This is a genomic window from Geobacter psychrophilus (genome assembly GCF_056821595.1).
This window is the reverse complement of the sequence record NZ_JBXDTU010000004.1, coordinates 4,626,622-4,644,887: the sequence shown is the minus strand read 5'-3', so window position 1 is coordinate 4,644,887 and position 18,266 is coordinate 4,626,622. Positions and strand designations below refer to the sequence as shown.

The following is an 18,266-nucleotide window of genomic DNA, read 5'->3' as shown; positions in this document are numbered from 1 at the left end:
CTACATTATCACGCTTCAATCGCGATAGGGTTCGCGAACTTGAGCAAGAAAAACGTCCAGGGGGTATGGTTTAATGGTTGATATCAAAAGGCTCGATGCTGCAGACAACGGTGATCAAGATGATTTGGATGCCGAGCAGCAGAGCAATGAATTTGCAGATCTCTACACTGAAAGCCTCAAAGAGAGGCCAGAGAAGGATAAAATAATTGAAGGAACGGTTGCCCGCATTGACCAGGAAACCGTGCTCGTGGATATCGGCCTCAAATCGGAAGGGCATGTTAACGCCTCCGAGTTTCGCGGACCTGATGGTGTCATGAATGTGCAGGTCGGCGATCGCATCAAGGTTCTCATGACGCGTGAAGACGGCAAAAAAGGGTATATCCTTTCCAAACGTAAAGCCGATTATCTGGCAGCCTGGGAAAAAATCGGAGACGCCGGCCAGGAAGGCGGCATGATCGAGGGCACCATTACCGCCCGCGTAAATGGCGGTTACACCGTTGATATCGGGCTGCAGGCCTTCCTGCCAGCCTCACAGGTCGATATCCGCCCCTCATCCGATGCAGACAGCTATATCGGCATGAAGGCTGTTTTCAAAGTCATCAAGCTGAATCAGAAGCGCGACAATATCGTTCTTTCCCGCCGCGCCGTACTTGAAGAAGAGCGCTCCTCGGTCCGTGACGTCACTCTTGAAAAACTGGAAGAGGGTCAGATCGTTGAAGGGATTGTTAAAAATGTGACCGACTACGGCGCGTTTGTGGATCTGGGCGGCGTTGATGGACTTCTGCACGTATCCGATCTTTCCTGGGGCCGCGTCGGCAAACCTTCCGACATCCTCAAGCCGGGTCAGCCCGTTACCGCCAAGGTGCTGAAGTTCGACCGCACCAAAGGCAAGATTTCACTGGGCATCAAGCAGACGCTGCCCGATCCGTGGATCGATGTGCCCGCCAAATACGCGGTAGACACACGCATCAAGGGCAAGGTTGTCAGCCTGATGGAATACGGCGCATTTGTGGAGCTGGAGGCGGGCGTTGAAGGTCTGATCCATGTATCCGAGATGTCCTGGACCAAACGTGTCCGCCGTGCCTCCGACATCCTGACTGTCGGTGAAGAGGTTGAAGCGATCGTTCTCGGCATTGATATGGGCAACCGCAAGATTTCCCTCGGCCTCAAGCAGATTTCGGAAAATCCATGGTCCACGATTGCCGATAAATACCCGGTCGGCACTAAAATCGAAGGCCAGATTAAAAACATGACCGACTTCGGCATGTTCATCGGCATAGAAGAAGGCATCGATGGCCTGGTACATGTCTCGGATATTTCCTGGACCAAGCGTATCAAGCATCCCGGCGATGTATATGCCAAAGGCCAGCTTGTTATGGCCGTTGTTCTCAAGGTTGATATCGAAAACGAGCGCCTTTCGCTCGGCATCAAGCAGCTTGAGCCTGATCCCTGGAGTCTTGCTCCTGACACGTACCGCCCCGGAACGGTTGTCACCGGCAAGGTGACATCATTGACCGATTTCGGTGTCTTTGTTGAGTTGCAGGAGGGTGTTGAAGGGCTGATCCATGTTTCCGAACTTTCCCGCGAGAAGGTTGCTTCCGCCAAGGAATTTGCGGCCGTAGGTGATTCCCTTGAAGCGGTTGTGCTCAGCTGCGATTCGCGTGAGCGCAGGATTTCCCTCTCCATCAAATCGATGCATGCCGCCGTAGAAAAGGCGGAGTTTGAGCAGTACATGGGGTCACAGGGTCAGGCTACATCCAGCTTTGGAGATCTGCTCCAGCAGGAAATTGATAATAAAAAAAATAATCAGGCGGAGTAGTAGGAGGTTGCCATGACAAAAAGTGAACTCATCGAAAAGGTAGTACAGACACACGGCATGTTGAACCTGAAGGTGTCGGAGATGCTGGTAAACACTGTCTTTGATTCTATCGAAGATGCACTTAAAGCCGGCGATAAGGTGGAGATTCGCGGTTTCGGCAGTTTCACCATTCGGGAGCGCACCGGCCGTGAGGCCCGCAATCCGAAGAGTGGTGAGGTTGTCCGCATCCCCTCCAAAAAGACTCCGTTCTTCAAAACCGGCAAGGATCTGAAAGAGCGGGTCAACTGCCAGTAATTTTGTGTTCCGGCCTGTCCGGTTCATTGCCTGAATGGTGGAACTGGTAGACACAAGGGACTTAAAATCCCTCGGCGGAAACGCTGTGCCGGTTCGATTCCGGCTTCAGGCACCAAAAATAAAGGCTTTGCGGGTTTACTGCTCGCAAGGCCTTTTTCTGTAGTATGGTTAAACGGTTTTCTCTCCCCTCTCTCTCCCCGCTTATTTGTCAACTGATTCCAATGATTCCAATTTCAAATTAATAGATTGTTGCTAGATGAGACCTGTCTCGACGGAGACAATAGTTAATTGGACTATAAAAAGACTATATAATGGTGTTTATGACTATATAGACTTTATATGAAAACAGGATACGTTAAATTACCCAGCAGGATGTTGAATGAACGATACAATCTGTACAAAGTTCCGACATCATCATTCTTGACGAAAGCGCATGCCTTGTAGTGAAGAACATCGATGGTTTGATGAGAGAGGGTAGGGTGAAACCTGTTCTCTACTCTACCCATTATCTCCGCAAAACTCCTCCTGAGCCACAATAACCTGAGGGCAGGCCACCTAAAACACGTAATCCACCATTATTTGAGGCTAGACAGATCGATACACATCAACTCAGCATCAACGATACTCAGCTATCTTTCTGAAAATACACGACTTATACCGTTGCTACTTGTAGATCAACCTGTTGGCAGGATAACTGCAAAATAAGAATAACACCTGTTCATAAACAGATTTATTGAGATTTTACTTGATCTCTGTGATGCGGGAAATTAAGAAGACGGATAAAGTAAGCTTACCGTAAGGGGCTAAAAATGAAGATACTTATACCAAAATATCACACGCGGGCCACCTCCAGAACGGCAATGAAACAGGCATGGAGATGGTGTCCCCGCTGTGAGAGGGCTTTTAAGTCTTATTCAAACGATAAGTGCCGATACAGAGGATGTGATGGTCCTGACATTCGGGACTGGGGCGATGTAATGACAGAAAACCACTCTTACCCAGAAACTCCAATTATAGGCCATATTTATCACCATGTTACCCGATTCTAAGCCTTCTCAAAAAGTTGTAGATTCATGGGTAGCATTAAAAAAAGCGGTTACCCCTCGTTACTGAGTATGTGAAGGCATCATCTCCTGTATCCATGACTGCTGGAAATATGATGCTAGGGCGATTACAAATCTATGATGCCGAAAGGTGTTGAACACTACACATCACAACAGGTTGCCAGGGATTGTCCTGCCGTTGTTCACGCACCTGGCATACCTGCTCGCTCCGGGCGGCGCCATTGATGGACAGGCCGTGGCCGGTGCCCCCATTAAGTAAAAGGAAGCAGAAGGAGATGACGACCATGATCAAGGTACTCGCAATAAATGGTTCATATCGGGATGATGGTATAACTGATCAAACGGTTGATGTCTTTGCACAGGTTTTAGAAGAGGCTGGAGCCGAAGTCGAGATTATACTTCTGCGTGAATACCCTATCGAGTTTTGCGTGAATTGCCGTGTATGCACCCAACAACCCGGCACGGCCCCAGGGGAGTGTGTACTCCATGATGGTATGAAGGAGTTGATCGATAAGATCGAACGTGCGGATTGTTATATTATCGCTACACCGACTAATTTTGGTTCAGGTACAGCCATCTTTAAACGGTTTATGGAGCGGTTGGCTGGTTATGCCTATTGGCCGTGGGATATGAATGGACCTCAGTTCAGGAAAGCGCAGGAGCCAAAGAAAAAGGCGCTGTTGGTATCTTCATGTGCAGCACCTGGAATTATTGGGCGCTGGCTATTTGGAACCGGGAAACAACTCAAAATGACGGCAAAGACGATCGGCGCCGATGTTGTAGGCACACTCTTTACGGGAATGATTGCCAAGGAACAACACCCGAAACTTTCGGAAAGTGTACGGGATAAGATCAATGTCTTGGCGGGAAAACTGGTTTAAGAGGATAGCGTCCTCATGTGACCTCACCCCGGAAACTGAATCATTGCATACCTAGTTGTTTTGGTGTTTAGCATGCAAGCCCCTGAGAAACAAGGGGCTTTTCTTTTTGGAAGGGCTTATAGAAAATTCTTCAATTGTTTACGGATCTCCAGGTAGTCCGGCACATAGCGACTGACCAGTTTCCAAAAATCCGGTCCATGGTGGCGTGCCGTGATATGGCAAAGTTCGTGGATGATGACGTAATCGAGGCAGGCCTGCGGTGTCCGGATCAACTGCAGGTTGAGCGTAATCCGCCCGGTTCGATATGAATAGCTTCCCCAACGGGTTTTCATGGAGCGTACGGTGATGGGGGCAAGGGGAAGCCTTGATCACGCATCAAGCGGTGGCATGCTGCTGCCCGTTCCTTTACGATCTCGAGCGCCTGTTTCCGGTACCAGGCGTCAATCCTTGTGCGAACCGTCTCCTCCGGCAGACATTCCGGTGCCGTCATTATCAGAAGCCCATCGTGCAGAAACACGGAGTTGCGCAGCCCCGTTGCAAACTCCAGACGATACGGCTCCCCCCGGTACATGAAAACTGCCCCGCGACCGTACTCCTGTTTCTGGCTGTCTGTTCGTGTTCCCAGCTTCTTCCAGACCTTCAGGATCCATTCGACCCTCTGCCGGACAAATATTCTGACGTCTTTGAGCGGTGTCCGCATCGGCACCCGTACTGAAACAGACCTGTCAGGGCGAACCGTTATGCCAAGGGTCTTTCGCCGGGAATGGCACCAACGGTACTCTATGGTTATCCCTGAACACTCGACAGAGTCATACGTTACTGCATCATCTTTTGAAGCCACCGGCACCCCGCTTGATCCAATCCACTATAAAACCACAGGCGTACAGCACGCCCATGGGAAAAAGCCAGACGACGAAGCATAGCAAGACGCCAACCGTTTGTTTCACCGGCAGATCAGCAAGCGCTTCCCGGTACTTCGTCTCGATCCTGTCAAAGGCGGCATTCCCCTCCTTACCGCTATGGTACCTGGCACGTGCTTGTGCGATCCACTGCCCATACCCCTGGGAACGGGCCGACTCGAATATCCGCTGCGGGGATTCGCCGGCAAATGCCATACCGTCGTACCGTTTCAACTCCTCTGTTACGGAAAAGACCATCCGCCGCTGTATGCTCTCCTGCGTGGGCATGAGCAGATAATAGCCGCCCGCCAGCATCAGCAGGTACATGATGCCGGTCACCAGCCAGAGGCGCTGCCAGGGCTGGAAGGTGCGCCTGGGAGAGTCAGTCGCACTCCACGTCCCGGAAGGGGACTTGTTAAGCGTTACTTCGATGGGGGGCTCGTGCCGTGGTTTCATAGGGGTTTGATGGTTGTGCGGAGCGTGCCAGGGCACGTACCGTTGCCAGCGGTGGTACGCACGGGAATTGAGTGTATGAACGATTCCACTGCCGCAAAATAAGCCTCCTGATTGACCGGCAGGATGCTGTTGTGGTCGCCCCGCTCAAAGACGATCAGTTCCTTCGGCTCGTTGGCCCAGGCATAAAGCCGTTCGGCGTGGGAGACGGATACCAGGTCATCATTGCGGGTATGCATCAGTAGCACGCGCCCTTTGAAGGCTGAGATCTTTTCGTGCTGATTGAAGCAGAGGGTGACAGACGCACGCAGTGTGTCCATGGTCGCTCCGACGTCGCGTGGTGCGATACGGACCAGTACCCGTTCCAGCAGGTCGGCCAGGCCGCTCTCGATAATCAGCCCGGCGGCCTGAGGATAGCGCGCAGCACCCTGCAGGGCATAGAGCGAGCCCAGCGAGCGTCCAAAAAAAATGATCCGCTCCGGCTGGATGCCGGAGGCTGCGACGATCAGCTCCACATCGTCCAGCATTGCGGCCAGCGCCGGTACACCGCTGGACATGCCGTAGCCGCGATACTCGGCCAGCAGCAGATTGACTCCCAGGTCGGTCATGTGCTTCTCAAACTCTCCGACATAATCAGCAACAGACTCGCCGTTGCCGTGGAAGTGGATGATGGTCGGGGCATCTGCGTGTGCGCGGCAGAAGCGGCAGCCGAGCCGGAAGCCGTCACCCTCCACAAAAAACGGCTCCGCGAAGCTGTTGGGCCAGGGGTAGAAGTAGCGGCTGGAGAGGATAGGGTGGTCGAGGATGGGATCGCTCATAGTGATTGCTTTCGCTTGAAAACCTGCCGTGTAACTGTTCTGCATGCTGTCAGGCCACGTGGGCACCTGCTGGATACACGAGGGAATATAGCTGTTATTGATCCGAACAGGTCAGTAAGTCAAGCATGATCTCAGCCCTGCCTGTGTTCTGCCTCATTCCGGCGTCTCGGATTCGGGATGCATCAAACGCGAGCTGTTACATAGTGCGGTTATGTTACATCTGATGGATTTTGTTGAGGGCCTTGCTTCAAGTGCTTGTGCTCACCATTACTTTTACACTGTAACATCTGACTGTTACGCTCCTGGAATCCGCAGATCTCCTCTGGCACGCAATGTGAGTATATGTCTTGGCAGATCATGAGCACCGTCATCAAGGAGAGTCCCGCGGGGTTTGCAAGACCTGTCGTGGTGTTCAGCCTGAAGCATCTGTCTGTTGAGGGTGACTTTGCCTGCCTTCTGTGAACCTCAATTTAAACCTGCCGGCGGAGGTCTGTCTGGCTATAGACAGGCACCAATGGTGAGATGACACCACAAGGAGTACTGCAATGAACAGTGTTACTACACGTAAAAATCCGGCCGGTCCTCTGCGTAACCAGCGTGGTGGCGTAATCGTTGTAATTGTGTTTTTATTGGCTCTGATCGGGGCGTGGTACATGTATCAGTCCTATACCCGGGGTCAGGTCAAGAGTAACCTCAAGTCAATCACCAGTGACTATGAGCACGGTATCAAGAAAATAATTCCGTCCGGGAAATAGGCACAGCACAAGCTACAGGGTCTCACGCATAGAGAGCAAACCAGAGGCGGACAACCGTAGTTTCGGTGTTCGCCTGTTGTTTTGCCCAATGTCTCCATGATAGAGCCGGCACATGTTTCTCCTGTTTCTTGATTGCTTATGGAAGCGGAAGCGCATTATTATGGCCGCAGATCAACTCACAAGGAGAAAACCATGCATTACATCGACATGCTGTACCGATTGGCGATCAGTCTCTGGGCGGGTGGTAACGCCATATTCACGCTGATGCTGACACCGATTCTCTTTAAAACCGAAAGCCGCGATGTTGCCGGCCGGATCGTCGGTAATCTGTTCCCCGGCTACTTTCGCTGGGGGATGGCCTGCGGCGTGATCGCACTGGTCTGCCGCCTGGTCAGTAAAGGGGTGAATCCGAAACTGCCGGTGATTGTGCTGGTTGTCATGCTGCTGGTCTCGTCATTCCAGGCCTTCTACGTAGAACCGCGCGCTGCAGAACTAAAACGACAGATCGGATCTTTTGAGACGACCAGTAAGGACCACCCGCTGCGCAAAGAATTCTCGAAACTGCATGGCGTATCGGCTGTATGCAATCTTACCGTGTTGGCGGGTGGGGTACTGCTGGTGGTTCTGTTGTAATGTGCCACGACAGGAACTGCGTAGGTACGCCTGCGGTACCTGCTCAAAATAATCCGGCTGCTCTGCCGGTAACCTGTTATAATGAGAACTCGGAAACGTTGTCTGTAAGCGGCCCCGCATGGGAATCTGACGCCAAGGAGCACACATCATGAATGAAATAAACCCCAACTACCCGCGCAACGCAAGTCACGTCATCGTCAAGCAGAACGCCCTCATCCGCCAGGTATACGCCTGGATGGGGGCAGGGTTGGCCATTACCGCGTTTATGGCGCTGATCACGCTTTCCTCGCCGGCAATACTGGATGCAATTACGGGCAACCGGCTGCTGTTCTACGGCCTGGTATTCGGAGAACTGGCCCTGGTCTTCACCCTTTCCGGCGCCATAAACCGGATGAACGAGTCAACGGCAACGCTTCTGTTCATTGCCTACTCAGCGCTTAACGGGATCACCCTCTCGGTTGTGGCACTGGTCTACACTCGCAGCTCGATCGCCTCCACCTTTGTAATCACGGCCGGCATGTTCGGGGCCATGAGCATCTATGGATACATGACCAAGAAAGATCTGACCTCATGGGGCAGCTTCCTCTTCATGGGTCTGATCGGCGTGGTGATCGCCTCAATCGTCAACATCTTTGTCGGAAGCAGCGCGGTTTCCTGGATCATCTCCGGCATCGGGGTGATCGTCTTCACCGGGCTGACCGCTTATGATACCTGGAAGATCAAGGAAATGGCAGCCCAGGGGACTGAGGGGAGAAAACCGGCCATTCTCGGCGCACTGACGCTCTATCTCGACTTCATCAACCTGTTCCTGATGCTGCTCAGATTTACCGGGAATCGGCGCTGATGTTATCTGGAAGGAAAGGGGAGCAACAGTCGGATGGGAATTCGTAGAAAACTGGAACCCTCTGGCGATAATGATTGACAAATTATTCTGGAAAAACAGTGGGAACTCGGATGAATAAGAGAAACACAGATACATCACAGCATTAAATGCAGCAGCATCCAAGCCCATAAGGTGAGGATTGTTTCTGGTTTTATCCGTGTTCATCCCATGTATCCGTGGTTAACCGCTGTTTTTAGGATTATTGCCGGATGATTGTGACAGGTGTCGGGTACGATTGATACCGGCTCTGCTGCCTGAAAAATAAAGGCTTTGCGGGTAGTATGGCCGAGAAGCCTTTGTTGTTTTACTACAGGGCCGGGATTGATTACAGGGGGGGATTGACAGGCGGATGGTAGCGCTGATCTTGTGTTCAGGTCTTCTGCCGCATGCTGGTCGTTTCTACAGACTCAATTCACTCGGGTTGCCGAACAGTACCAGCGTTGCCGGAATTATCTGCTCAATGCAGATCAATGCGCAATACCCGAGAAAAACGCATTGGAAAATCCCGCTGCCGTCATACTGTGCTCCCGATGGTGCACATGTTGTTGCTGAAGCCATAATTACCAGAAACGTAGTTAGTGCGCTCATGACATCCTCCTGATAATCCGAGCTGCGAAAGAGAATCCTTTGCTATGAGCACTGCATAGCTGCAGCCAAGTAGCATGCAGGATGGATATATATTGCAAGTGTCTTATTTTATGGAGGTTATTGCGGTAGGATTATGCGCGGCACGGTTCGTGTGAAATAATTTCCACGAATCTGTATGGAAAATTCATACTAGTGTGCTGCTGAGTCTGTGTTAATTATAACTATTTAAACTGGTTGCGTACTTGCGTGAATAAATGAGAGTGTATTAAACTTTTATACTCACGCTGCTGGATTAACGTTCAGGGCGGTCGATCGGCCGGATGTTACAATAAAACAACATGGAGTGAAGAAGTGGATAACAGAAAGAGATTACTGATCAGAAACAAAACCATTGCCTCCGGATTGATGATCGCAGCGGCGCTACTGTTTGTGGTTGCCCGCTCCCAAAAAGGGCTCGGCGCATGGGAGTGGGTTGCGGCCTTTGCAGAAGCGGCCATGGTCGGCGCGCTGGCTGACTGGTTTGCCGTTGTGGCGCTGTTCAGGCATCCATTGGGAATACCGATTCCCCATACGGCCATCATCAAAAACAAGAAGGACGCCATTGCCGGGAATCTGGCCGACTTTATCCGGGACAAGTTTCTGGCACCCGAGACGCTACTCAGCAAGCTGCGGGAGCAAAATCCGGCCGAGCGCCTGGCTGCCTACCTGATGGCCAGACCAAACGCCGATGGTTTAGCGAATGGATTTGCCAGGGTCTGTTCCGATTCACTGGATTTTATTGATGACGACCGTGTCCAGAAAATATTGCGGGCGGCGCTCTACGACCGGATTGAAAACTTTGATCTGTCCTCTTCCGCCGCGACCCTGATAGATACATTCAGGACTGACAATCGTCACCAGGTCGTGCTTGATGACGTGCTGAACCGCTGTGCTCTGTGGCTTTCAACCCCTGAAGCGCAGACCGGTCTGGCCAATGCCATCGACAGCATGGTAACCAAGGAATATCCCCTGCTCAGCCACTTCATTCCCAACCGGGACCAGTTTTCAAAAGGCGCCGGTGAAAAGATCGTCCGACGACTCAATGAATTTATTCAGGGCGTCAACGCCGATCCGGCTCATCCTCTCAGGCAGACATTTGACAACGCTGTGACGGATTTTGTTGTCCGGTTGAAATCGGACCAAGCCTTACGCAGCAGGATAGAGACGATCAAGCTTGAAACCGTACAGAACCCGTTTTTATCCGATTACGTCACGCAGCTCGGCAGCGATCTCAAGACCTGGTTGAGCAATGATCTGAAACAGCCCCATTCAAAAATCAGGGAGAAGCTGGCCGAGGCTGTTACAGGGTTTGGGCATACGCTGTCAAAAAACCGCGAATTGAAAGAGTCATTGAATGAACACCTTGAAATGCTGGTAATCAGGTATGGCGACACAGCACGGACTGCAATTGCCAAGCATATCTCGGAAACGGTACAGCAGTGGGAAAATGATGATTACGTCACTGAGATCGAGCTGAGCATCGGTTCCGATCTGCAATTCATTCGCATGAACGGCACCCTGGTCGGGGGCGTTATCGGCCTGCTGCTGCATGCGGTTTCCCTGCTGTTGTAGATGGGGAAGCGATGTGGCCGATGCATAACTCTGGGAAGAAAGAAAGGATTCGTATGTCAACACTCACCGTAGTAGCGAAGGTCGTCGCGAAACAGGAATGTCTGGAGCAGGTCAAGCGCGAATTGCTGCAGATGATCGGGCCGACCAGAAAAGAGCAGGGCTGCATTGCCTACAATCTGCATCAGGACAACGAAGATCCGGCTGTTTTCATCTTCTATGAAACCTGGCAGAACACTGCCTGTCTTGAGCAGCACATGAACACGGAACATTTCAAGAGCTACGTCAATGCGGTCGGCAGCATGATTGCAGAGAAGGTCGTGCACAAGATGACCCGGATTGATTCATAAGCGACTGACCGGATGATGCACTTCTCTCATCGCAAAGGCACATCCGCCAGAGGCTCGCATGCGCGCGGACTACATATCGTGGCGCTCTTTGAAGGCGCCAAAGGACTGCTGGTGCTTGTGGCCGGTTTCGGCCTGCTGACATTTATCCACAAAGACCTCCACCAGGCTGCAGTTCGACTGGTGGAGCACTTCCATTTCAACCCTGCCAGCCATTACCCGCAGATATTTCTCGACCTGGCAGGACGCGTAAACGACACAGAGCTGTGGAGTATTGCCATCGCTGCGGCTCTGTACTTTATCGTACGCATGGTGGAAGCAGCCGGACTCTGGCTGAGGAAGTCGTGGGCAGAGTGGTTTGCTGTCCTGACCGGCGGCATGTACATCCCGGTGGAGATCTACGAGGTTGCCCGCACTGTCACCTGGCCGAGAGTCACCATACTGATCGTTAATCTTGGCGTGGTTTCCTACCTGCTGTTTGTCCTGATCAGGGATAACGGGAAGAAAACTGCATGAAGATTGACATACCCTGAAGGACATACCTACTGGAGATCAACACTATGAAAACGTTATCACCGATACACCGCCTGATTCTGTTTGCCTCGCTGTTCTTTGCCGCAACGGCCGCGCAACAGCCAAGCTGATACCGGGTGCCCAGCTGGTAGAACTGGACAAGGTTGGCCATATTCCCCACATGGAGATGAAGGCTGCATTCCACGAGGCCCTTTTAAGCTTCCTGAAAAAATGACAGAAATGCAGATTGAGAGAGTGAGCTTGTTGACATGCTATCATTGATAACAACAAGGAGTTGAGCCATGACCAGACCGAAATTCCCTCAGCCCTACCGGCATGACCATGCCCCCGTAAAAAACGTCAATGAGGTAATAAGCGAGCAGTTGACTTTCGGCCAACAGGCTGCTGACTGGGTTGTTGCGAAGGTTGGATCGTGGGGATTCATCATCGGTCAATCCTCTCTGCTCGGTGTATGGGCACTCCTCAACGTTACCGCCTGGATCAGACATTGGGATCCGTATCCGTTTATTCTGATGAACCTGGTCCTCTCGCTCCAGGCCGCTTATACGGCCCCGATGATCATGATGAGCCAGAACCGGCAGGCCGCCCGCGATCGTCTTGAGGCGCACAACGATTACGAGATAAACCTGAAGGCCGAGATTGAGATACAGGCGATGATGGATACACTTGAAGCGCAGAATGTTGCTATCGCAGAACTCCATATAATGCTTGAGGAGCTACACAATAGACAGAGATGAATTTCTCCGGAAAGGTGCTATCTGATTTGCGGGTACACAGATGAAAAAGAAACAGCTGATTACTACAGAAACCGGCAGATATTTTCTGACCGACCGCATCAGGGATGAAGTGGATTTCTGGTCAACCCCCCAATCCGGTGGGCTGCCACCGCCACCTGTCCAGAAAGCGCCACCTCCGGACAGCACTTTTATCAGGCTGCCGGATCAGGCCGACTGGCAGATTCCCCCGTGCGACCTGCTGGTGGCCGTAACAGGCCGCCAAAGCCATCGCAGATTCACTCCGCAGTCACTTTCGCTGGCTGAGCTGGCCTTTCTGCTCTGGTCTACCCAGGGTGTCCGGCACGTTGTTCACGATGCAGCCGTTCTGCGAACGGTCCCGTCTGCCGGATGTCGCCATCCTTTCGAAACATATCTTGCCATTATGAGAGTGGCTGGCCTGGAGAGCGGAATCTATCGCTATCTTCCCCTTGAGCACGCTCTGGTTCATGTCAGAACGGTCGACAGGCTGCCGGAGCAGCTGACTGCAGCAACCCGCGGACAAGGCTTTTCCGGGCAGGCGGCTGTTACCTTCATCTGGACCGTTATTCCGGCCCGAACCGAGTGGCGCTATTCTGAAGCTTCCTATAAAGTGATTGCACTGGATGCCGGGCATGTCTGCCAGAATCTTTATCTGGCGTGTGAAGCCATTGGCACCGGCACCTGCGCAATCGCAGCCTATGACCAGGGTTTGGCCGATGAACTACTGGGGGTGGACGGGGTTTACGAATTCACTATCTATATTGCGCCGGTGGGAAAAATATGACACCGATGTACTCTCTGTCGCCCGGGTATGGCTGATTTCAAAACATCACACGATAGGCGTCTGCAAGGTGTTCCAAGCGACCGGTTCCTGGGGCAGTGGTTCCGGATAAATTCCCGATAAATGCCAAGATACGAATTGTAATGAGGTCATCATGAATCCTGTCCGAATGTTGCAACTGTCCGCCCTGCTTTGCTGCAGCCTGATGTTTTCCGGTTGTGTCGCAACAGCTCCGTCACACATGCCGTCCCAACGGCCCGCCAAAATAGCGCTGGTCCTGGGCGCGGGCGCCTCCAAAGGCTTTGCCCATATCGGTGTACTGAAAATCCTCGAAACCAGCAGGGTCCCGATCCACATGATCGTCGGCACGAGTGTGGGCAGCTTTGTCGGCAGCCTGTATGCCTACGGATATGATGCCTATGGCCTGCAGAAGATTGCATTGTCGATGGAGAGAAGCGACATCGGTGAGCTGACCATACCCGACAATGGCTTCCTCAAAGGAGAGCGGCTGCGGGACTACATCAATACCAAAGTGCGCCAGTCTCCGATCGAGAAATTCAAGATTCCGTTTTATGCCGTGGCCACCGATATCAAAACAGGCGAGAGCGCCGTGTTTCACTCCGGTAATTCCGGGATGGCCGTCCAGGCCAGCTGTGCCATACCCGGCGTGTTTCAGCCGGCCCGTTTCTCGGGGGCCAGCTATGTGGATGGCGGCGTGGTCAAGCCGCTGCCGGTGGATATCGCCAGGACGCATGGTGCCGATATCGTGATCGCGGTCGATATCTCTTCCGGCATCGATTCGATTGTGCCCACCTCTACCATGGAGACCATCCTGAAATCGATCCAGATCATGTACAACAAGATGTCCCAGCCCTCAATCGGCCAGGCCGACGTGGTGATCAGGCCGATCGTGAGTTTCGTCGGGTCAGCGGATTTCAGCCGCCGCAACGAGGCGATCATGGAGGGGGAAAAAGCGGCCCTGGCTGCTATGCCGCAGATCAATGCGCTGCTTGCAAAACTGCGCCAGGAAGGGCGTCTGCCCTGATCATAATGACCTGAGAGGAGAAAACAGCGAAAATGAGCGAGCACAGCTGTGATTTCTATTGCAATAAGATACTGAAAGGTCTGCTGGATGTTCCGGTATACTTTGAGAACGAGCGGGTATTTGCCTTTCACCACTCCAATCCGCTGTGGGAGCATCATGTCGTCCTGCTCCCCCGGCGGCATATTGAATCCCTGCTGACCCTGGAAGAGGTCGACGATGATCTGCTGCTGGAGCTGATGCGTACGGCCAAGCTCATCGCTGCTGATTTCATGGAGCGTTACGGGGCCTGTCGGGTGTACACCAACCTGGGCGATTACCAGTCCTCCAAGCATCTCCACTGGCATATCGGCTGCGGCCGGCAGCTGCGACCGTACTGATGCAGGCTGCTACAAACGGATTTATCGAACCATCAGATACGTAGAACAGCGGGCATAGAGGTAAGGATGTCTGATCAGTCGTTGATACTCGGGATCATCGGAGCAATTCTGACCTTCACCGGATTAGCAGGGCTGCTGCTGCCGATTGTGCCTGGTGCGCCGCTGCTGTTTCTGGGGCTGCTCCTGGGGGCCTGGGCCGAGGACTTTCGCTATGTAGGAGTCTGGACCCTGCTGATACTGGCGGGAATGGCCGCTCTGACCTATGTGGTGGAGTTTGCCGCTTCCATCCTGGGGGTCAAGAAATTCGGCGGCTCACGACGGGCCATGATCGGCGCTGTTCTGGGGGGGATTGCAGGGCTGTTGTTCGGGATTCCGGGAATCCTGCTGGGACCGTTTGTGGGGGCGGTGATCGGGGAACTGTCGCTGCAGCGCGATCTGGAACAGGCCAGCCGGGCAGGTTTCGGCACCGTGGTGGGACTGGCCATCGGAGTCGCGGGCAAACTTGCCATCGGTATCGCCATGATCGGCCTTTTTCTGCTGGTACGTCTGCTTTGATCGCACTCATCCTCAGCCAAAGTCTGAAATAGTCGGCTCCGCGTTGAGCTGTGTGCCACCGGAGCCGTTTACTTACAAGGGTACAAAAGATGCCGCCTAATAATCCGGGATCGACCGATAAACATGTAAAGAATGCTGTTCTTCGCTGGTTCTTGATTGCCTGCGGCTGGATTGCGATCGCAGGGGGTGTGATCGGAATTTTCCTGCCGTTGGTGCCGACGGTGCCGTTTCTGCTGCTGGCGGTGGCCTGCTTTGCCAGAAGTTCTGAACGCTTTCATACCTGGCTGGTGGAACACAACCACCTGGGACCGCTGCTGCGTGATTACCTGAACGGTGCAGGTATTCCCTTCAGGGCCAAAACCATCGCCATCGGTATGATCTGGGTGTCGTTTACGTCCTCCACCGTCCTGTTTGCCCGGGCATTCTGGCTGAAGGCACTGCTGATTGGCATGGCCGCCGCCATCACACTGTATCTGTTGTACCTGCCGACAGCCCCGGATCCGAACCAGCATGATTGAAGGCGCCGGAGTTTCGCGGCATCAGGCGTAGACCGAAAAACTGTCCCGTAATGCCTTTCGTTCAACAGTGCTGACCGGTACTGAGGGCTTTTTGTTGATAATAGCATCCAGGTTGGCAGAGCGGTCAGTCGACAGTTGCACGACATCTTCCGGAAGGGTGAGCAAATTCCTGTTAGGTGGCGTTTTGGCGGGGGCAGCTGAAGCTTCCCGCTGCCCGGGGACGCTCGGCCGAGCAGGGTTAACCTGGTGCTGAATCCGGTTGTCGTTTACTGGTTGCATATTCTGGATACCATCCTGTTCAGATTATGATTGCACACCTGCTACCAATGGTGTCTGGCGTACTGGTGTTATCGTTACCAAGCATAAGGTGTGCCAGTGCTATAACCACCAGTAACTAAAGCAGATTAGGTGTGACAGTCGCAGATGCCTGCTGCTCCGGAGCCAGAATTTTGTCGGATTTCGGAATATCTGCGCGTTTGTTACAGATTTTTGACACGATTACGATACTAGTCAAGACCATACCTTACTTCGGTCCGGTAGGGTGGGGGTGGGGGTGGGGGGGGCGCGGCTGTTACTGAACTCTTGGATGTATTGCAAGCAGTCGCTATAACTATCTGTTTCTGCGATAGTAATAAAGATGCTGTAGCACTGTTCCGGAACGGGGTATATAATTGTTTTGCTGGTTTTTCTGTACGGTCTTTTTGAGGGAGAAAGGGGTTCGGCATGAACAGCATCAGCGGCATAACCGGCAGTGCTCTGCAGGCATTTGCTACAAGTCAGCAGGTAACAGCAAACAATCTGGCCAACCTGAACAGCGATGGCTTCATGGCGTCCAGGACCACGTTTCAGGATAACCGGGGTTCCGGTGTCAGCGCATCCGTATCAGGTACAGAAGTTACGGTCGATGTTTCCCGCGAGGCGACGAATATGATTTCAAATTCAAAGGGCTTCACGGCAAATCTCAAGGTCCTCAGGACAGCTGATGAGATGACCCGGGAACTGCTCAACATCAAAGCATGAAGTTCAGAGCTGAATCCTCTTGCCTGCCGCATGCAACCCTGTTCTCCTCATAGCTATGCCGGTTAATCACAACAATTACATCTCCAGGCTATCCCCGGAAATCCGCTTATGAATTTCCTGTTCCATATGCTGCTCTCCGGTGATGACGACCAGCTGCTGGTCGGTAATATCATGGGTGATTTTGTCAAAGGGCCCTTGATGGGCGGCACCTATCCGCCCCGCATCCGTCAGGGGCTTCAGCTGCACAGGTACATCGATTCATTTGCCCAGAGGGATGCCAGTTTTCAAGGCAGCAGACTCCGGCTGTCCCCGCATTTCGGACTCTACCGGGGGGTGCTGGTGGATCTGTTCTATGACCACTTCCTGGCGCGAGACTGGGACCTGTGGTCAGATGTGCCGTTTCCGGATTACATCGCAGCAGCCCGCTCAACGATTGACAAGTACAGTGAGATCCTGCCGCCGCGGCTCCAGGAATTCGTGCCAGTCATTTTCAACGAGCTGCTGCCGTCCTATGTCACCGTTTCAGGGATTGAATCGGCACTGCAGCGCATGTCCCGCAGGATACGCAGGCCTAACCCCCTGGCAGACGGGGGGAGCCAGTTGACGCTTCACTATGCTGAACTGCACGCCGAGTTCGAACGGTTCATGGGTGCAGTGCAGCAGTTCACAACAGCGGTCATTACACGGGAGGCGAAATCATGAAGGTAGGATTTGTGGGACTGGGTATCATGGGCAGCGCTATGGCGGCAAATCTGCTCAAGGCAGGGTTTGAGGTCACGGTATGGAACAGGTCTCCTGACAAATATGCTCATCTGGCAGAACTGAAGGCTGCTGTTGCTGACTCGCCCCGGGCTGTGGCGGCAGCTGCGGATGTGGTGATCGCTATGATGGCGACCCCGGATGCCGTCCGGTCGGTTCGGGACGGGTCGGACGGCATTATCGCCGGGCTGCTTCCGGGTAAGGGGTATCTGGATATGTCCACGGTAGATGCGGAGACCTCGCAGGAATCCGCCCGCCTGACTCACCAGGTAGGTGCCCTGTTTCTTGAGGGACCGGTGGCCGGGAGCCGCAAGCCGGCCGAAGATGCGACCCTGACTATCATGACGGCCGGCGACAAGCAGCTGTACGACAGGGCACTGCCGCTGTTGGAAAAGATGGGCAGGAAGATCCTGTACCTCGGCGAGACGGGCTCTGCTGCCCGCATGAAGCTGGCCAACAACCTGGTGATGGGCGGCATGCTGACGGCGTTGTGTGAAGGACTGGCGCTTGCTTCAAAAAGCGGTCTGGATACGGCGCAGCTGCTCGAGGTGCTGGATTCCGGTGCCCTGTCAAATCCCATGTTCCGCTTGAAAGGCCCCCAGATTGCCGCAAATAGCGCGTATCCGCCAGCCTTTCCCCTCAAGCATATGCAAAAGGATCTGCGTCTGGCCCTGCGCCTGGCGGAAGAGGTCCGGCAGCCGCTCTTTGCCACGGCCGCTGTCAATGAGCTCTATAAAGCGGCAATTGCGGCTGATCTGGGTGATTTGGATTTCGCCGCCGTCCATCGTGTCATCAGTTCATAGGACAGTACAGCAACCGCCCGGTTTTTATGGGTCTTTGTCGTTGGTGTCAGTGTGTATCATGGTGTGTCAGGTTGTGT

24 protein-coding genes and 1 tRNA gene are annotated in these 18,266 nt (G+C 53.2%); 19 read left to right on the top strand and 6 right to left on the bottom strand.

From position 1 onward, the window contains the following. The first annotated feature begins 73 nt into the window (after positions 1-73). The 4 genes from ACOCF6_RS24110 (at position 74) to ACOCF6_RS24095 (ending at position 4,058) form a co-directional block, all read left to right on the top strand. On the top strand, positions 74-1,819 hold the full coding sequence (locus ACOCF6_RS24110; protein WP_482463102.1) for a 30S ribosomal protein S1: 1,746 nt from the start codon (positions 74-76) through the stop codon (positions 1,817-1,819). 12 nt (positions 1,820-1,831) lie between these two features. Further along, complete coding sequence (locus ACOCF6_RS24105; protein ID WP_482463100.1) at positions 1,832-2,113, top strand: integration host factor subunit beta; 282 nt, start codon at positions 1,832-1,834, stop codon at positions 2,111-2,113. 28 nt (positions 2,114-2,141) lie between these two features. Continuing rightward, a tRNA-Leu gene (locus tag ACOCF6_RS24100) sits at positions 2,142-2,228 on the top strand. Positions 2,229-3,461: 1,233 nt separating this feature from the next. Further along, positions 3,462-4,058: a flavodoxin family protein gene (locus ACOCF6_RS24095; protein WP_482463098.1), complete on the top strand. Its 597-nt coding sequence runs from the start codon at positions 3,462-3,464 to the stop codon at positions 4,056-4,058. Positions 4,059-4,174: 116 nt separating this feature from the next. Here the strand turns inward: ACOCF6_RS24095 and ACOCF6_RS24090 are convergent, their stop codons facing one another. Genes ACOCF6_RS24090 through ACOCF6_RS24075 form a run of 4 tightly spaced genes read right to left on the bottom strand, consistent with a single transcriptional unit; the run spans position 4,175 to position 6,228 of the window. Then, positions 4,175-4,390: a M48 metallopeptidase family protein gene (locus ACOCF6_RS24090; RefSeq protein WP_482463096.1), complete on the bottom strand. Its 216-nt coding sequence runs from the start codon at positions 4,388-4,390 to the stop codon at positions 4,175-4,177. After that, on the bottom strand, positions 4,387-4,899 hold the full coding sequence (locus ACOCF6_RS24085) for a M48 family metallopeptidase (RefSeq protein WP_482463094.1): 513 nt from the start codon (positions 4,897-4,899) through the stop codon (positions 4,387-4,389). Before ACOCF6_RS24085 ends, ACOCF6_RS24090 begins: the two co-directional genes overlap by 4 nt. Continuing rightward, positions 4,883-5,413, bottom strand: a complete 531-nt coding sequence (locus ACOCF6_RS24080; protein ID WP_482463092.1) for a hypothetical protein — start codon at positions 5,411-5,413, stop codon at positions 4,883-4,885. Before ACOCF6_RS24080 ends, ACOCF6_RS24085 begins: the two co-directional genes overlap by 17 nt. Then, entirely contained in the window at positions 5,410-6,228 is an 819-nt protein-coding gene (locus ACOCF6_RS24075) for an alpha/beta hydrolase (RefSeq protein WP_482463090.1), read from the bottom strand. The genes ACOCF6_RS24080 and ACOCF6_RS24075 overlap by 4 nt, the downstream gene beginning before the upstream one ends. Positions 6,229-6,773: 545 nt before the next feature. Between ACOCF6_RS24075 and ACOCF6_RS24070 the strand changes: the two genes are divergently transcribed. From ACOCF6_RS24070 to ACOCF6_RS24060, 3 genes are all read left to right on the top strand, one after another. Continuing rightward, a complete protein-coding gene (locus ACOCF6_RS24070) occupies positions 6,774-6,983 on the top strand; it encodes a hypothetical protein (RefSeq protein WP_482463088.1) in 210 nt (69 codons plus the stop codon). A gap of 192 nt (positions 6,984-7,175) precedes the next feature. Continuing rightward, entirely contained in the window at positions 7,176-7,616 is a 441-nt protein-coding gene (locus ACOCF6_RS24065) for a DUF4149 domain-containing protein (protein ID WP_482463086.1), read from the top strand. A 148-nt stretch (positions 7,617-7,764) separates the two neighbouring features. Then, complete coding sequence (locus tag ACOCF6_RS24060) at positions 7,765-8,460, top strand: Bax inhibitor-1/YccA family protein (RefSeq protein WP_482463084.1); 696 nt, start codon at positions 7,765-7,767, stop codon at positions 8,458-8,460. A gap of 438 nt (positions 8,461-8,898) precedes the next feature. Here ACOCF6_RS24060 and ACOCF6_RS24055 read toward each other — a convergent pair whose 3' ends face one another. Beyond that, entirely contained in the window at positions 8,899-9,087 is a 189-nt protein-coding gene (locus ACOCF6_RS24055) for a hypothetical protein (RefSeq protein WP_482463082.1), read from the bottom strand. Between the two features lie 351 nt (positions 9,088-9,438). Here ACOCF6_RS24055 and ACOCF6_RS24050 point away from each other — a divergent pair, with 351 nt between their 5' ends. The 9 genes from ACOCF6_RS24050 (at position 9,439) to ACOCF6_RS24010 (ending at position 15,607) form a co-directional block, all read left to right on the top strand. Further along, a complete protein-coding gene (locus ACOCF6_RS24050) occupies positions 9,439-10,698 on the top strand; it encodes a DUF445 domain-containing protein (protein WP_482463080.1) in 1,260 nt (419 codons plus the stop codon). A 53-nt stretch (positions 10,699-10,751) separates the two neighbouring features. After that, on the top strand, positions 10,752-11,045 hold the full coding sequence (locus ACOCF6_RS24045; RefSeq protein WP_482463078.1) for a putative quinol monooxygenase: 294 nt from the start codon (positions 10,752-10,754) through the stop codon (positions 11,043-11,045). 78 nt (positions 11,046-11,123) lie between these two features. Beyond that, positions 11,124-11,558, top strand: a complete 435-nt coding sequence (locus tag ACOCF6_RS24040; protein WP_482463076.1) for a DUF2127 domain-containing protein — start codon at positions 11,124-11,126, stop codon at positions 11,556-11,558. 299 nt (positions 11,559-11,857) lie between these two features. Beyond that, entirely contained in the window at positions 11,858-12,313 is a 456-nt protein-coding gene (locus ACOCF6_RS24035; RefSeq protein ID WP_482463074.1) for a DUF1003 domain-containing protein, read from the top strand. Between the two features lie 40 nt (positions 12,314-12,353). Continuing rightward, positions 12,354-13,115: a SagB/ThcOx family dehydrogenase gene (locus ACOCF6_RS24030; protein ID WP_482463072.1), complete on the top strand. Its 762-nt coding sequence runs from the start codon at positions 12,354-12,356 to the stop codon at positions 13,113-13,115. Between the two features lie 151 nt (positions 13,116-13,266). Beyond that, positions 13,267-14,157: a patatin-like phospholipase family protein gene (locus ACOCF6_RS24025; protein WP_482463070.1), complete on the top strand. Its 891-nt coding sequence runs from the start codon at positions 13,267-13,269 to the stop codon at positions 14,155-14,157. Between the two features lie 32 nt (positions 14,158-14,189). Continuing rightward, positions 14,190-14,534 carry an HIT domain-containing protein gene (locus ACOCF6_RS24020; RefSeq protein ID WP_482463068.1) on the top strand — a complete coding sequence of 115 codons (345 nt, stop codon included), beginning with the start codon at positions 14,190-14,192 and terminating at the stop codon, positions 14,532-14,534. Positions 14,535-14,600: 66 nt separating this feature from the next. Beyond that, a complete protein-coding gene (locus tag ACOCF6_RS24015) occupies positions 14,601-15,089 on the top strand; it encodes a DUF456 domain-containing protein (protein WP_482463066.1) in 489 nt (162 codons plus the stop codon). A gap of 89 nt (positions 15,090-15,178) precedes the next feature. Continuing rightward, positions 15,179-15,607 carry a YbaN family protein gene (locus tag ACOCF6_RS24010; protein ID WP_482463064.1) on the top strand — a complete coding sequence of 143 codons (429 nt, stop codon included), beginning with the start codon at positions 15,179-15,181 and terminating at the stop codon, positions 15,605-15,607. A gap of 21 nt (positions 15,608-15,628) precedes the next feature. Here ACOCF6_RS24010 and ACOCF6_RS24005 read toward each other — a convergent pair whose 3' ends face one another. Further along, positions 15,629-15,886 carry a hypothetical protein gene (locus ACOCF6_RS24005; protein ID WP_482463062.1) on the bottom strand — a complete coding sequence of 86 codons (258 nt, stop codon included), beginning with the start codon at positions 15,884-15,886 and terminating at the stop codon, positions 15,629-15,631. 444 nt (positions 15,887-16,330) lie between these two features. On the opposite strand from ACOCF6_RS24005, the gene ACOCF6_RS24000 reads away from it, so the two are divergent. From ACOCF6_RS24000 to ACOCF6_RS23990, 3 genes are all read left to right on the top strand, one after another. Next, complete coding sequence (locus ACOCF6_RS24000) at positions 16,331-16,627, top strand: flagellar basal body rod C-terminal domain-containing protein (protein ID WP_482463060.1); 297 nt, start codon at positions 16,331-16,333, stop codon at positions 16,625-16,627. A 108-nt stretch (positions 16,628-16,735) separates the two neighbouring features. Beyond that, the gene (locus ACOCF6_RS23995; RefSeq protein ID WP_482463059.1) at positions 16,736-17,329 is read left to right on the top strand and encodes an acyl carrier protein phosphodiesterase; all 594 of its coding nucleotides are present in this window, start codon (positions 16,736-16,738) and stop codon (positions 17,327-17,329) included. Further along, on the top strand, positions 17,326-18,189 hold the full coding sequence (locus ACOCF6_RS23990) for an NAD(P)-dependent oxidoreductase (protein WP_482463057.1): 864 nt from the start codon (positions 17,326-17,328) through the stop codon (positions 18,187-18,189). Before ACOCF6_RS23995 ends, ACOCF6_RS23990 begins: the two co-directional genes overlap by 4 nt. Positions 18,190-18,266: the final 77 nt, after the last annotated feature.

What these genes read in the sequence shown, in the direction of transcription:
- ACOCF6_RS24110 (WP_482463102.1), top strand. Translation starts at nt 74, where the DNA reads ATGGTTGATATCAAAAGGCTCGATGCTGCAGACAACGGTGATCAAGAT.
- ACOCF6_RS24105 (WP_482463100.1), top strand. Translation starts at nt 1,832, where the DNA reads ATGACAAAAAGTGAACTCATCGAAAAGGTAGTACAGACACACGGCATG.
- ACOCF6_RS24095 (WP_482463098.1), top strand. Translation starts at nt 3,462, where the DNA reads ATGATCAAGGTACTCGCAATAAATGGTTCATATCGGGATGATGGTATA.
- ACOCF6_RS24090 (WP_482463096.1), bottom strand. Translation starts at nt 4,390, where the DNA reads ATGAAAACCCGTTGGGGAAGCTATTCATATCGAACCGGGCGGATTACG.
- ACOCF6_RS24080 (WP_482463092.1), bottom strand. Translation starts at nt 5,413, where the DNA reads ATGAAACCACGGCACGAGCCCCCCATCGAAGTAACGCTTAACAAGTCC.
- ACOCF6_RS24075 (WP_482463090.1), bottom strand. Translation starts at nt 6,228, where the DNA reads ATGAGCGATCCCATCCTCGACCACCCTATCCTCTCCAGCCGCTACTTC.
- ACOCF6_RS24070 (WP_482463088.1), top strand. Translation starts at nt 6,774, where the DNA reads ATGAACAGTGTTACTACACGTAAAAATCCGGCCGGTCCTCTGCGTAAC.
- ACOCF6_RS24065 (WP_482463086.1), top strand. Translation starts at nt 7,176, where the DNA reads ATGCATTACATCGACATGCTGTACCGATTGGCGATCAGTCTCTGGGCG.
- ACOCF6_RS24060 (WP_482463084.1), top strand. Translation starts at nt 7,765, where the DNA reads ATGAATGAAATAAACCCCAACTACCCGCGCAACGCAAGTCACGTCATC.
- ACOCF6_RS24055 (WP_482463082.1), bottom strand. Translation starts at nt 9,087, where the DNA reads ATGAGCGCACTAACTACGTTTCTGGTAATTATGGCTTCAGCAACAACA.
- ACOCF6_RS24045 (WP_482463078.1), top strand. Translation starts at nt 10,752, where the DNA reads ATGTCAACACTCACCGTAGTAGCGAAGGTCGTCGCGAAACAGGAATGT.
- ACOCF6_RS24035 (WP_482463074.1), top strand. Translation starts at nt 11,858, where the DNA reads ATGACCAGACCGAAATTCCCTCAGCCCTACCGGCATGACCATGCCCCC.
- ACOCF6_RS24030 (WP_482463072.1), top strand. Translation starts at nt 12,354, where the DNA reads ATGAAAAAGAAACAGCTGATTACTACAGAAACCGGCAGATATTTTCTG.
- ACOCF6_RS24025 (WP_482463070.1), top strand. Translation starts at nt 13,267, where the DNA reads ATGAATCCTGTCCGAATGTTGCAACTGTCCGCCCTGCTTTGCTGCAGC.
- ACOCF6_RS24020 (WP_482463068.1), top strand. Translation starts at nt 14,190, where the DNA reads ATGAGCGAGCACAGCTGTGATTTCTATTGCAATAAGATACTGAAAGGT.
- ACOCF6_RS24015 (WP_482463066.1), top strand. Translation starts at nt 14,601, where the DNA reads ATGTCTGATCAGTCGTTGATACTCGGGATCATCGGAGCAATTCTGACC.
- ACOCF6_RS24010 (WP_482463064.1), top strand. Translation starts at nt 15,179, where the DNA reads ATGCCGCCTAATAATCCGGGATCGACCGATAAACATGTAAAGAATGCT.
- ACOCF6_RS24005 (WP_482463062.1), bottom strand. Translation starts at nt 15,886, where the DNA reads ATGCAACCAGTAAACGACAACCGGATTCAGCACCAGGTTAACCCTGCT.
- ACOCF6_RS24000 (WP_482463060.1), top strand. Translation starts at nt 16,331, where the DNA reads ATGAACAGCATCAGCGGCATAACCGGCAGTGCTCTGCAGGCATTTGCT.
- ACOCF6_RS23995 (WP_482463059.1), top strand. Translation starts at nt 16,736, where the DNA reads ATGAATTTCCTGTTCCATATGCTGCTCTCCGGTGATGACGACCAGCTG.
- ACOCF6_RS23990 (WP_482463057.1), top strand. Translation starts at nt 17,326, where the DNA reads ATGAAGGTAGGATTTGTGGGACTGGGTATCATGGGCAGCGCTATGGCG.